Annotated in this window: 10 protein-coding genes and 1 pseudogene; 6 read left to right on the top strand and 5 right to left on the bottom strand. The window is 72.0% G+C overall.

From position 1 onward, the window contains the following. Positions 1-2 precede the first annotated feature (2 nt). Complete coding sequence (locus tag AB0B57_RS07300; protein WP_357066236.1) at positions 3-1,790, bottom strand: HSP90 family protein; 1,788 nt, start codon at positions 1,788-1,790, stop codon at positions 3-5. 119 nt (positions 1,791-1,909) lie between these two features. Between AB0B57_RS07300 and AB0B57_RS07295 the strand changes: the two are divergent. Further along, positions 1,910-3,013 (top strand): annotated as a pseudogene (locus tag AB0B57_RS07295) (MFS transporter); the annotation flags it as partial. A gap of 75 nt (positions 3,014-3,088) precedes the next feature. Here the strand turns inward: AB0B57_RS07295 and AB0B57_RS07290 are convergent. Next, the gene (locus tag AB0B57_RS07290; protein WP_357066551.1) at positions 3,089-4,246 is read right to left on the bottom strand and encodes an FAD-dependent oxidoreductase; all 1,158 of its coding nucleotides are present in this window, start codon (positions 4,244-4,246) and stop codon (positions 3,089-3,091) included. A 119-nt stretch (positions 4,247-4,365) separates the two neighbouring features. Here AB0B57_RS07290 and AB0B57_RS07285 point away from each other — a divergent pair, with 119 nt between their 5' ends. From AB0B57_RS07285 to AB0B57_RS07275, 3 genes are all read left to right on the top strand, one after another. Beyond that, a complete protein-coding gene (locus AB0B57_RS07285) occupies positions 4,366-4,947 on the top strand; it encodes a TetR family transcriptional regulator (protein ID WP_357066234.1) in 582 nt (193 codons plus the stop codon). 68 nt (positions 4,948-5,015) lie between these two features. Next, complete coding sequence (locus tag AB0B57_RS07280; protein WP_357066231.1) at positions 5,016-5,564, top strand: SigE family RNA polymerase sigma factor; 549 nt, start codon at positions 5,016-5,018, stop codon at positions 5,562-5,564. Further along, the gene (locus AB0B57_RS07275) at positions 5,561-6,748 is read left to right on the top strand and encodes a hypothetical protein (protein WP_357066227.1); all 1,188 of its coding nucleotides are present in this window, start codon (positions 5,561-5,563) and stop codon (positions 6,746-6,748) included. Before AB0B57_RS07280 ends, AB0B57_RS07275 begins: the two co-directional genes overlap by 4 nt. Positions 6,749-6,833: 85 nt before the next feature. Here the strand turns inward: AB0B57_RS07275 and AB0B57_RS07270 are convergent, their stop codons facing one another. The 3 genes from AB0B57_RS07270 to AB0B57_RS07260 form a co-directional block, all read right to left on the bottom strand. Beyond that, positions 6,834-7,736: a sulfurtransferase gene (locus tag AB0B57_RS07270; protein WP_357066224.1), complete on the bottom strand. Its 903-nt coding sequence runs from the start codon at positions 7,734-7,736 to the stop codon at positions 6,834-6,836. Positions 7,737-7,860: 124 nt separating this feature from the next. Then, positions 7,861-9,405 carry a hypothetical protein gene (locus AB0B57_RS07265; RefSeq protein ID WP_357066220.1) on the bottom strand — a complete coding sequence of 515 codons (1,545 nt, stop codon included), beginning with the start codon at positions 9,403-9,405 and terminating at the stop codon, positions 7,861-7,863. Between the two features lie 175 nt (positions 9,406-9,580). Further along, positions 9,581-10,348: an SGNH/GDSL hydrolase family protein gene (locus tag AB0B57_RS07260; RefSeq protein WP_357066217.1), complete on the bottom strand. Its 768-nt coding sequence runs from the start codon at positions 10,346-10,348 to the stop codon at positions 9,581-9,583. Positions 10,349-10,571: 223 nt separating this feature from the next. Between AB0B57_RS07260 and AB0B57_RS07255 the strand changes: the two genes are divergently transcribed. Both AB0B57_RS07255 and AB0B57_RS07250 read left to right on the top strand, forming a co-directional pair. Beyond that, on the top strand, positions 10,572-11,711 hold the full coding sequence (locus tag AB0B57_RS07255) for a transporter substrate-binding domain-containing protein (protein ID WP_357066214.1): 1,140 nt from the start codon (positions 10,572-10,574) through the stop codon (positions 11,709-11,711). After that, the gene (locus tag AB0B57_RS07250) at positions 11,597-12,766 is read left to right on the top strand and encodes a hypothetical protein (RefSeq protein WP_357066549.1); all 1,170 of its coding nucleotides are present in this window, start codon (positions 11,597-11,599) and stop codon (positions 12,764-12,766) included. The genes AB0B57_RS07255 and AB0B57_RS07250 overlap by 115 nt, the downstream gene beginning before the upstream one ends. Positions 12,767-12,806 lie beyond the last annotated feature (40 nt).

Below are 12,806 nucleotides of genomic sequence, written 5' to 3'. Positions count from 1 at the left end.
GCTCACTCCCGTCCCGGCACAGCCCGGCCGAGCAGGCCGAGGAAGGAATCGTTCAGCAGCGCGGCGTCGGCCGCGCGGATCGGATGGTGGCCGAGCAGCAGCGCCTGCCCGTACAGGGCCTCGACGGCGAGACCGACCAGCTCCGGGTCGGCCAGCGCGGTGACGCGGCGTACCAGCGGGTTGCGGTGGTTGAGCACCAACTGCGGACGGTCCGGCGGGGCGGTGGCGGCGAGCGCGTCGAGCACGCCGCCCCACAGTTCGTCGGCCCGGTCCCGGCTGGCCGCGAGCTGGTCGTTGAACGCGGCCGACCGGCTCACCAGGTAGAGCGCGGGCAGCGAGACCGGGTCGTACGCCCGGATGACCACCTCGCAGCCGGACCGTTCGACGGCCCGTTGCGCCGCGGTGAGGAACGGCCGCAGCGCCAGCTCCACCTGCGGGTCGAGTGCGTCGAAGCGGGTGGTGAGGTCGCTCGGCTCCAGCCGCTCGATCAGCACCGAGCGGTCCACCACCGGCAGCCGCTCGATCAGCTCGGTGTCGTACGTGTAGCCGGCATTGACCACCGCCAGATCCTGCGCGGCGGCCACGGCGGCGAGCTGACGGAACTCGTCGAGGCTCGCCGCGTAGCGGACCACGCCGTAGCGCTCGCGGAACTCGGCGAGGGTGAGCGTGCCGACGTTGGTGTCCATGGGCCACCACCTGTCGACCAGCCGGAGCATCTCGTCGTCGTGCAACGCCAGGGCCTTCACGCCGAGGTGGTGCACCTGGAGGAACTGCGCCAGCCGGTGCGGGTCGTGCCGCGCCAGCCGGACCAGCCAACCGCGCACCTGGTCGCCAAGCGCCTCCCGCGTCGCCGTCAGCAGCGTGTCCTCGTAGAGGGCCTCCCGGCTGGCGGTCGGGCGCAGCTCGGTCGCGTCCACCACGCAGTGCGCGAAGAATGCCCACTCGGGCAGCAGCCCGTCGGCATTTTCGGTGAGCAGCATCCGCTTGAGGTAGACGCGGTGCCCGGCCCGGGCCGCCGGGTTCACCGGGGTGGGCAGGATGACGGCGACACCGGTCAGCCCGGCCTCCGGCACGGCTAACGGCAGCACGTCGAACGGGTCGACACCCAGCGTCTCCCGCGCGTACCGGATCAGGGCCGCGCGGTCCAGCGGCGCATCCGGCGTGGTCGGCCACGGCGGTGCCCCGGTGGTGGTGACGACGTCGCCGACGCGGACGGTGACCGGCAGCAGCGCCCCGAAGAGTCGGGCCAGGTCGGTGACGGTCGGGGTGGTGAACCACTGGTCGGCGTCGCGGCGGGGCACCAGCGTGACGGTGGTGCCCGGCTCGGCGCGGGCGGCCTCCGGCGGGGCCAGCGTCACCGCGTAGCGGCCGTCGGCGTACCCGGTCCAGCGCACCGTCGGATTGTCGCCGTGCCGGGTGAGCACCTGGATCTCGTCGGCCACCAGGAAGCAGGAGAGCAGGCCGATGCCGAACTGGCCGAGGAACTCGTGCCGGGAGAAGCCCAGCTCGTCGCGCTTGGAGCTGCGGCCGATGGTGGCCAACAACTCGTGCACCTGCGCCTCGGTCAGGCCGATGCCGGTGTCGTGCACCCGCAGCGTGCCGTCCCCGGTGCGGTCCGGGGGTTCGATGCGGACCAGCGCCGGCGCGTCCGGCTCGACCGCACGCCGGGCGGTGATCGCGTCCACCGCGTTCTGGAGCAGCTCGCGGACGTAGACCCGCGGGCTGCCGTAAAGGTGATGACTGAGCAGGTCGACCACGCCACGCAGGTCGACCTGGAAAGTGTGATCCACGCCTGGTTTCTCCCCGGTCCGATGCCGGCGCCCACCGTACCGATGATCACCGACAGGCGCGTCCCTCTTTCGTCTCGACGGCTTGACCCTCGACCCGGTCGAACCGGCACGGTCACCGGATGACCTCCTCAGCTCTCGGCCGGGACTTCCGGCTGCTCTGGTCCGCCGCCGTCTCGTCGCGGCTCGGGGACGCGCTGCGTACGCCGGCGCTGGCCCTGCTGGCCGCGGCGGTGACCCGCGACCCCCGGATCATCGCGGCGGTCACCGTGGCCGGTCAGCTACCGCCGCTGCTCTTCGGCCTGCTCGGCGGCGTGTACGCGGACCGCTGGGACCGCCGTCGGACGATGGCCCTGGTCGACGGGGTACGCGCCATCGTGGTGGCGGCGCTGGCCGTGGCGGTCGCCCTCGACCGGGTCGGTGTCGCGGTGCTGCTGCTGGCGGCGTTCCTCCTCGCCGCGCTGGGCACCCTCTTCGACTCCGCGTCGTTCGCCCTGCTTCCCGCGCTGGTGTCCCCGGACGCGCTGCCCCGGGCGAACGGTCGACTCCAGGCGGGGTCCGCGGTGGCCGGCGGCTTCCTCGGCGCACCCGCCGCCGGTGTCCTCTTCGCCCTCGCCCCGGCCCTGCCGTTCGCCCTCGACGCCGTCACCTTCGCCGCCGCCGCCCTGCTCGTGCTGGCCCTGGCACCGGTTCCGGTTCCGGTCGCGAGAGCGCACGCACGGCGCGGATCGGTGCGCAGCGAGATCGCCGAGGGGATGCGGTGGCTACGCGGGCACCGGACACTGTGGCGGGTCACCCTGCTGGCCGCCGCGAGCAACCTGGCGATCAGCGGGATCATGGCGGTGCTGGTGCTCTACGCGCTGGACGTGCTGCGGGTGCCGCCGGCCGGGTACGGGCTGTTCGCCGCCGCCGCCATCGTCGGCGGTGTGACGGGGGCTCTCGGGGCGGGTCGGCTCGCCGCCCGGTTCGGCACGGTGTCGACGTTGCGTGCGGTGCTCGCCGCGCAGACCGTGGCGTTGACCGGGTTCGCGCTGGCTCGGCATCCGGTGCCGGGCGGCCTCGCGTTGGCCGTCTTCGCCGTCGGGACCGTGGTGTGGAACAGCCTGTCGGCGTCGTACGGGCAGCGGCACGTGCCGACCGGGCTGCTCGGCCGGGTGGGTGCGGCCCAGCGGATGGTCGGCCTGCTCACCGCACCGGTCGGGGCGGTGCTCGCCGGTCTGGCTGCCGCGGCGTACGGCACGGTGCCGGTGGCGGGCGCGGCGGCCGGCCGTGACCGGCGTGCCCAACCCCACCGGCGTCGGCTAACCCGGCGTCGGTGCCCGGTGGGACAGCCCGGACAGGCGCAGCGCGACCTTCCGGCGCGCTGGCGGCAGTGTGCCGAGCACCCGGAGCAGCACGTCACGGGCCGGTCGACGGGCCGGGGAGACGGTGGCCAGCCGGGTCAGCCCGGCGGCGAAGCTCAACACGTCCTCGGCCATCGGCCGCTGCCGGGCGCTGTAGTCGTCGAGCAGCGATTCGGGGCCTCCGTCGAGCACGTCCGCCACCGCGGTGCCGAGGGCGACCGCGTCGCAGATGCCGAGGTTCATGCCCTGGCCGCCGGCTGGGCTGTGCACGTGCCCGGCGTCTCCGGCCAGCAGCACCGGCCCGGCTCGGAAGGTGTCGGCGATCCGGTGGTGCACCCGGAACCGGGAGCCCCAGCGCACCTCGGTCACCCGGTCGGGTCGTCGCGCCGGGCCACGCTCGTCGAGCAACCTCTGCAGGTACGCGGCATCCGGATCCGCCGGAGCCGTCGCCACCGCGGCTACCAGCCGGACCACTCCGTCCGGCAGGGGTGCCCAGATCAGCGGACCGGAACGGGCGAGGAAGAGCGCCACCTCGTCACCGGGCAGGGTGCTGTCCACCCGTACGTCGGCGAGCACGAAGGACTCCTCGTCACTGGGGCCGGTGAAGCCGATACCGGCCGCCTGCCGGACGGTGCTGTGCAGGCCGTCCGCACCGACCACGTACCGGGCGCGCAGCGTCTCCCCGTCGACCTGCGCGAGCACCCCGTCGCCGGCCGGGGTCAGGCCGGTCAACCGCGACGGCCGGCGGACCTGGACGCCGCGGGCGGCCAACCGACCGCTGAGGACCGCCTCGGTGACCGACTGCGAGACCAGCAGCGCGTAGGGGAAGCGGGATGGCAACTGGTGGAACGGCACCGCCAGCAACACCCGGTCCCGGTCGCGGACGGTGAAACGCGGCGACCGCACCCCCTGGGCGACAAGCGGCGCCGCCGCGCCGATCCGGTCCAGCACCTCCAGGGTGTACGCGTGCACGACTGCCGCACGGGAGGTCGTGGGCGGCTCGGTCAGTTGGTCCAGGACGGTCACCTCGATCCCGCGTCGGGCCAGTGTCAGCGCGGTGGCGAGACCGGTGGGGCCAGCGCCCACCACCAGGACGTCGGTGCTCACGGGCAGCATGGCCACCTCCGGAAGACTGTTGCCAACGACTATTGCCAACGACTGTTGGCAAACACTTGTTGGCGACGCTAGGGCGCTGCTGATTGTGTGTCAACAGTTGTTGGCATACGGTCGTGGACATGACAGCGTCCGCCCAGCCGACCCACCCCCGCCGCTCCGACGCCACCCGGGCGGCGATCCTGCGGAAGGCCCGGGAACGCTTCGCGGCGGACGGATACGAGCGCGCCACGATCCGGGCCATTGCCGCCGACGCTCAGATCGACCCGTCGATGGTGATGCGCTACTACGGCAGCAAGGAGGGGCTCTTCGCGGCGGCGGCCGAGTTCGACCTGCGCCTGCCCGATCTGGCCCCGGTGCCGCCCGCCCGCCTCGGCGAGGTGCTGATCCGGCACTTCCTCGCCCGCTGGGAGGGCGACGAGACGCTCGTGGCGCTCCTGCGGGCCGCCAGCACCAACCCGGGCGCCGCCGAGCGCATGCGGGGCATCTTCGCCGACCAGCTCACCGCCGCCGTGGCCACGTTCGGCACCGACCCGGCACTGACCACCCGACGTGCCGGTCTGGTGGCCAGCCAGATCCTCGGCCTCGCGTTCACCAGATACATCGTCCGCCTGCCACCCATCGTGGACGCGCCGGCCGAGGAACTGGTCTCCTGGATCGCACCGACCCTTCAGCGCTATCTGACCGGGGTGCCGGAAAACTGACCCAACCTTTTACCCCTCCTCGTGCGTCTGGCAGGTGACGCGTGACGCGACGCCGGAAGGGAGGGCGGATGGTACCGACGGGACACGACGGACGCGACGGCTACCTCGCCTTCGTGGAGAGCCACCAACACCGGCTGCTCCGCGCCGCCTACCTGATCTGTGGCAACCGCCACCAGGCCGAGGATCTCCTCCAGGAGGCCCTGCTCAAGCTGGCGCTGCGCTGGGCGTCGGTTCGCGACGGCGACCCCGCCGCGTACGTGCGGGCCATCCTCTACCGGGACGCGGTGTCGTGGTGGCGTCGCCGACGGCGGGAATGGCTGAGCGCCACACCGCCGGACCGGGCGACCCACGACCGCGACGGCGCGCTGCGGCTGACGCTGCACGACGCACTGGGCCTGCTGCCGCCCCGGCAGCGGGCCGTCCTGGTGTTGCGCTACTACGAGGACCTGACCGAGGTCGCCACCGCAGAGGCGCTCGGGGTGACCGTCGGCACCGTGAAGAGCCAGTGTCACGCGGCACTACGCCGCCTCCGCGAATCCGCCCCAGATCTCGCCCAGAACGCCCGAGCGGGTCAGGGCAGGGCCGATCTGGCCACCGGCGTGGAGGTGAACCCGTGAACGAGCAGGATCTGCGCCAACTCCTGACCGCCAGCGTCGAGGACGTCCTACCCAGCCAGCCGGCGTCGGCCGGATGGGACCGGGCTCGGCGTAGGCGGCGCGCTCGGCGGGCGGTCGGCGGGGTCGTCCTGGCCGTGGCACTGGTCGGCGGTGGCACGGTGGCGGCTCTGCGATCGCCCGCCGACCCGCCGCCGAATCACTCGGTGGCACCGACCCCGACAGTCGTCCCCACGCACCCTGGCCCCGTGCAGCACCCGCCCGCCGAGCTGACCTTCCCGCCCGACCCGCTGGCCCGACTCAGCGGCCCGGCGACCGTGCCGCTCTCCCAGCGACCGGTCCAGCGGGCGCTGGCGCTGTTCCAGCCGACGGACGAGGAGAATCGCGCGGACGGCCCGGTTCGGGTGCTCGGCAACGACGGCGTGGTGCGCAGTCTCGACGTGGTGACGCTGGCACCCACCCGGGACGTGAGCTACAACGAGGCACCCGCCGTGAAGCCGGGCGTGCTGTCGCCGGACGGCAAGTCGGCGGCGTTCGCGCAGACCAAGGAACTGGTCATGGTCGACCTCACCACCGCGGAGGTACGCCGGATTCCGCTCGACGGCTATCTGGAGCGGGTGGTCTGGGCGAACGACCGGGTGCTGGTCGGCAGCGAGGACCGCACGTACGCGGTGGACCGGGCCACCGGGACGGCGAGCACGATCGACGTGTCGACCTGGGCCGTGGTCGCACCTGATCCGGCAGCCGGCCGCGAGGCACCGCTTGTCGAGCTGATCGGCGAGCGGAGCAGCCTGAAGCTGCGCACCCGGACCGCCCGCGAGGCCACGATCCGTTCCGAAGAACGGATCACCGGCGATGCGCTGCCCGCGCCCTACCAGGTCAACGAGTTCTACGGCCGGGGCTGGTTGCACGGCGGGCGACTGGCCAGCGCGGCGTGGATCACCAACGGCGAGATCGACGGCGCCGAGGGGGCGGCCGTGCTGGACGCCCGGACCGGAGCGGTGGTGCACGTGCTCGACCTGGGCCGGGAGCGCAGCAAGGGCTGCTGCGAGGTGCTGGGCTGGGACAACAAGGGTTCGGTGCTGCTGCGACTGGAACCGGCCGCCCTGGCCCGCTGGAACCCGGAGACCGGCGAGATCACCGGCATCATCCGCGACCTGCGTGGCGTGCTCGCGGTCGCCGGCTGAAACGACCGTCCCCGCGCGACAGGGCATCGCGCGGGGACGGTTCAAGCCAGCACCACCGCTCAGGCGGCCAGGCCCACACCGCCGCTCAGGCGGCCAGGCCGCCGGGCTGGTCGCCCTTGACGACGGGTGCCCGGACCAGGTTGCCCCACTCGGTCCACGAGCCGTCGTAGTTACGCACCTGCGGGTAACCCAGCAGGTGCCGCAGCACGAACCAGGTGTGGCTGGACCGCTCGCCGATCCGGCAGTACGCGATCACGTCGTCGTCGGGGCTCAGCCCGAGCTGGTCGGCGTAGATCGCCTTCAACTCGTCGGCGGACTTGAACGTGCCGTCGTCGTTGGCGGCGGACTTCCACGGCTTGCTGACCGCCCCCGGGATGTGGCCGCCCCGCAGCGCGCCCTCCTGCGGGTAGTCCGGCATGTGCAGCGTCTCGCCGGTGTACTCACCCGGCGACCGGACGTCGACAAGCGGCCGGCCGGCGGCGATGTGCGCCATGACCTGCTCACGGTAGGCCCGCAGCGGCGCGTCGTCCCGCAGCGGGACCGGGTAGTCGGCACGGGGGCGAGCTGGCTTGTCGCGGGTCACCTCGCGCCCCTCGGCGATCCACTTCTGCCGGCCGCCGTCGAGCAGCCGCACGTCGGCGTGGCCGAAGAGCGAGAACACCCAGAGGGCGTACGCGGCCCACCAGTTGAAGTTGTCGCCGTAGAAGACGACCGTGTCGCCCCGGCCGATGCCCTTCGCGGCGCACAACTCGGCGAAGCTCGCGGCATCCAGATAGTCGCGGGTCACCTGGTCGTTCAGCTCCAGGTGCCAGTCGACCTTCACCGCACCGGGGATGTGACCCGATTCGTAGAGCAGCACGTCCTCGTCGGACTCGACAACCACGAGGCCCTCGTCGCCCAGGTGCTCGGCCAGCCACTCGGTGGTGACCAGCCGTTGCGGGTCCGCGTACGACTGAAGGCGGGGATCAGGATCGTTCGGCACAGACATGATCCCCAAACTACGCCGCGACACGACCGGACGGCCCGGCATCGGGGATCGGGAACGACACATGTGGCCGGAAACGCGCCCGGCCCACCACCCGGGAGGGTGATGGGCCGGCCGCACACCGGCTCTAACTGCCTGCGGGCTGCTCGGCAACCCCGAAGAACCAGATGGCTGCCGTGGTCTCGACGCCGTCCTGGTTGACGCCGACAACCTCGAGCATCGTCCAGCCGGCCTCGGTCGGCACCCAGGTCACCGACGCGCTGCCGTCAGCGTTGGCCGGCACGGTGCCGGTCTGCTCGTTGAAGGAGTAGCGGTAGCTGACCGTGCCGGGCACGACCGGGGTGAAGGTGAACACCCCGGGTACGCCCGGTCCGCCGCTCTCGGTGAACTCCTGGTAGACGGTCGAGGAGATGGTCGGCATGGTGAGGGCGCCCGAGAAGCGGTAGTTGGTTACCGGCGACTGGTTGCCGAGGGCATCCACGCTCCACACATCGAGCGAGTTCGGGCCGCTGCGGGGGTTCAGGGTCACGGTGGCCGAGCCGCCGGGGTGGTTGGCGGTCACCCGGCCGGGAGCGCCGGAGTTGAGCTGGTAGACGAATCCGGCCACGTCCGCCGCGCCCTGGGCGTCGAAGGTGAACCTCCCCGACAGCGCCGGTGCCGGCGGCCCGTCGACCGGGAAGTCGGTGGAGGACACCGCCGGTGCCGTGGTCGGCCCCTCGAAATCGGTACGGAAGTAGCAGACCGGACTCCACTCACTGGTGGCTCCGCTGTCCGCCGCCCGCACCTGCCAGGCGTAGACCCGGTCGTGCTCGAACAGGGAGGGGAAATCCCGGAACCGGCCCAGCGCCCGCTGACCGTCGCGGGAGAAGTCGATGCGTTCCACCCGGGCGTCCGGCTCGTCGACCGGCCACAGTGCGAACGTCGCGGTGATCTCGTCCGTCCCGCCGGTGTCGGTGCGGTCCCTGTCGTGCACGACCGCCGAGAGGTCCAGGGTTCGGAACGGCAGCACCTGGTACGGCTCAGCGACAGTGCAGTTCGTGCCGTTCGCCGTCTGCAGGTCGGTCGGTACGCCCGGCGGGTAGTTGTGCACGATCGAGAGGCCCACCTGGCTCGCGTACTTCCGGGCCAGCTTCGGGTCCTTCTCGACCCTGACCGGGAGCCGGAGCGAGAGAGTGAGCGTCGACTTGCCCTCGGCGAGTGCCTGACGCAGCCCCTGCGTGGCGTCGAATCCGACGTAGGGAGCCGGGCACCCGGACTCCGCGGGTAGCGCGGTGGTGTCGATACGCGCGAGGTCGACCGGGGGCTTCGCCCAACTGGAGCGCGAGGTGTACGCCTCGGTGCGCCACAACTCCACCTCGGGACGCTTGGCGCAGTCGCCCGCCCCGGTCTCCTTGGCGTTGAACGTCGCGAGTTCGATGACCGCGCCGCGATAGGAGGTGATGTCGAAGGTGAAGTACGCCCGTGAGGTGTGCGGGCGTCGCTTGCTGTCGACCCAGGTGCCGACGGCCACGTCGCCGGCCTGATCAATGTCGATCTTCTTTGGGCGCTCGGAGTCGGTCCAGGCCCAGGAGGTGTTCTTCTCGAAGCGCACGTCGTACGCGGCGGCCGGCGAGGCGGTCGAGACGACCACCAGCCCGGCGGCGACCAGCGTGGACAGTGCGCCAGCCAGCAAGGATCGCCCGGTTGATCTGGACGACGTCGTACCAGGTATGAGGGTCATCCCTCATCCGCCTTCCCTGTTGTCCCCGTGCTCGATCGACGGGGGCAACGGAGACTATCGGGTGGGCACGACGTCGGGCGATCCGATAACCGGTCTACGTGGCGGGCCGGATGCCCTGTTCGGAGGCTCAGTCGACGATCGGCCCGAGCAGCGGGCGTTTCGCCGTCACGGTGTCGCCGGACGACCGGCCGGTCAGTCGCCGCTTCACCCAGGGTGCGAGGTGCCGACCGGCCCACCGCACGTCGGCGGCACGGGCAGCCAACCAGGGCGACGGCGCCGGGTGCGGCGGGACCATCAGCCACTCCTCGTCGCAACCGACCCCGAGCGCGTTCAGCACCTGCCCCGCGACCCGCCGGTGCCCGGCCGGGGAGAGGTGCAACCGGTCGGTGCTCCAGAGCATCGGGTTGAGGAAGGTGTCGTCGGCGTACAGGTCGACCATGATGGCGCCGTGCCGCTCGGCGGTCTCGCCGACGGCCTGGTTGAGCAACTGCACCCGGGGGGCGACGAGGCGCTGACCGGGCAGTCGGGCCATCACGTCGGCGAACCGGAAGAGCAGCACGTCCGCGCCGCCCGAGCGCAGTTGCCGGACCACCTCGTCGAAGCGGGCCACCAGCGTGTCCGGATCGAAGGTGCGGCGCAGCACGTCGTTGCCGCCGGCCGCGAAGCTGATCAGGTCGGGCTTCATCGCCACCGCCGACGGCACCTGCTCGGCAACGACGCTGGGAAAGAGCCGGCCCCGGATGGCCAGGTTCGCGTACCGGAAGTCGGGGCCCGCCTCGGCGGCGAGCCGGGTCGCCACCAGGTCCGCCCAGCCCCGGAAGGTGCCGTCCGGGTACGCGTCATCCATGCCTTCGGTGAAACTGTCCCCGACCGCGACAAAACTGCGCCAGCGCACCCGCGCCCCCTCACACCACTCGTTGCCTGCGGCGACCAGTCTTTCACCGAGGGCGCGGTGGACAGTGCCCCGATCGGGCGACGTGGCGGAGGTCATGGGGCGACGAACCGGTCCGACCCGTGCCGTTCTGTCGCCAATCCGGCCGGTCGAGGAGTGCCGTGACTCGCTCCCAGGCCCCACAATGGGGGGCCGATCACCGGTCCGAGCAGCGGGGAGGGCCTAGTTGAGCCAGGAAAGCGAGCCGACCCTTGCGGGGCCGGCCCCGGCGGTGACCACATCGCCGCGCACCGCACGGGCCCGCCAACTCCGACTCGTCGGGCTCATCGTGGCGCTGGCCGTGCTGGCTGCCGCCCTGGTCCCGATCGTCCTCGCGACCGGCCCGCCAACCCGCGACGAGTTGCTGGAGCAGGCCGGCCTCAAGGGCAAGCAGCAACTCGTCATCGGGGTGAAGGACGACCAGCCGGGCATCTCGCAGCGCCTCTCGAACAACGTCTGGAAGGGCTTCGACGTCGACATCGCCTACCTGATCGCGGGCTACCTCGGCTTCGACCACTCCCAGGTGCGCTTCGTGCCGATCGAGAGCGAGGACCGGGCCCGTCGACAGGCCCGGGACAACGACGGGTTCGTCATCGTCGACATGGTCATCGCCTCGTACAGCATCAACGACAAGCGCCGCGAGGAGGGTGCCGTCTTCTCCGCCGCGTACCTGCACACCGAGCAGTCGGTGGTGACGTTGAAGAGCTTCCGGGAGCAGGTGAGCAGCCTGGAGGATCTCCGTGGCCTGACGGTCTGCTCGCTCACCACCTCGACGTCCATCCAACGCCTCGCCGAGGCCGGCGCCAGGCCGGTGGGCCGGAACCGGATCAGCGAGTGCATCCAGGAGCTGTACGACGGCAAGGTGCAGGCCGTCACCACCGACGCGGCGATCCTCGCCGGCTTCGTCACCGGCGACCAGCCAGGCGACGACGGTCAACGCTTTCCGGTGACCCTCAAGAACGTCAAACCGTTGCAGCACTGGGACATCGGCTCGTCACCGCAGGAAAAGTGGGGTGTCAACGTCGGCCCCAACCAGGCCCTGCTCGACCTGGTCGACCTCGCGCTCTACGCCTCGGCCACGGACGAGGAGAACTCGACCTGGGAGAACGCGTACAACACCAACCTCCGGTGGCAGCAGGGGTACAACCTCCCGCAGCCGGTCGCGGAGCAGCAACAACCCGAGGCGAGGAAGGTGGAGGTGCGACAGTGGCCGTGGGAGAGGACCGCGCTGCCGCCCCCGGCGTACCCCGGATCGTCACCAGCTTCGGCGAGACCGGCCGCCCGCGCCGGATGGCGGGGGCGCGGCAGGCGCAGCAGTGGCTGCTGACCCTCCTTCCCGCTTTTCCCGTCCTACTCCTGGTGCTGCGGCTGTGGCAGCTCAGCCAACAGGACATGTCCACGATGCTGCTGCTGGTCCAGTACGTCAGCCCGCTCGGCCTGCTCAGCGCCCTGCTGATCGCCCTGGTGTGGGCGTTCCCCGTCGTCGTGCTCACCTTCGGGGTGCTCGGTCGGCTGCTCCGGCTCAGCGCCCCTGACCGGTTCGACCTGGAACGGTCCCTGCTGGCCTCCGGGACGGCACGTACCCCCGGTTGGGTGATCACCGCGGCGGTCGCGCTGGGGGCGCTCACCTGGCAGCTCCGCTTCCTGCCGTCGCTGCTGATGCTCGCCCTCTGGCTGCTCGCGCTGCGTACGCGCTATCTGCACCCGGACCAGCCGACCCGGGTCCTGCTGGTCAGCGTGGCCCTGCCGTTGGCGGCGGCGGTCCTGGCGTACAGCGTGCTGGGCCCGGCGATCTGGACGGCGTACCAGGATCGCGAGTTGGCCACCGCCGCGCTGCTGGCGGTGCCACCCGCCGCGACCCTCCTGCTGACCGGCCCGATCCCCGGCTGGATCGCTCCGGCGCTGACCCACGGCCTGGCGTTCACGGTCGCCGCAGTGCTTCCAGTGGTGATGGGAGCGGTCTTCCTCCGGGTGCCGCTGCTGCCCACCGCCGCGGTCGAGGTGGTGCCGAGGGAACCGGCCGCGACGATCCCGCGGGCCCCGGCCGCGACGACCCCGCCGGACGGCGCAACGGCGCCCCCGGCCAGCGGGGCCGTCCCACCACCGGTGGCCGTCGCCGGCCGGGAGGTGGTGCTCGGTGCGCTCATCGCGGTCACCGACACGTCGACGATCATGCTGGACCGTTCCGCCACCGTCCGGTTCGTACCGAACGGGTGGGTCGAGTCGCAGGTCCTCTGCCCACAGCCGGCGGCGGTGCCGTACAGCCTGGTGTCGGTGCGGGGTTGGCCGGTCGAGGAGACCGCGCTGGACTGGATGATGCCCCGGCGGCCGGTGGCCGATCCGGACGTCCGCTGCGAGGGCCGACTTCCCGGCACGCCGTGACGCCCGGCGACGCCACTGACGAATTGGTTCGCTCGGCCGG

It is taken from the genome of Micromonospora sp. NPDC049101 (assembly GCF_040648675.1).
Lineage (GTDB): Bacteria > Actinomycetota > Actinomycetes > Mycobacteriales > Micromonosporaceae > Micromonospora.
The sequence above is the reverse complement of the archived record's forward strand: the minus strand, read 5'-3'. Positions and strand labels throughout refer to the sequence as shown.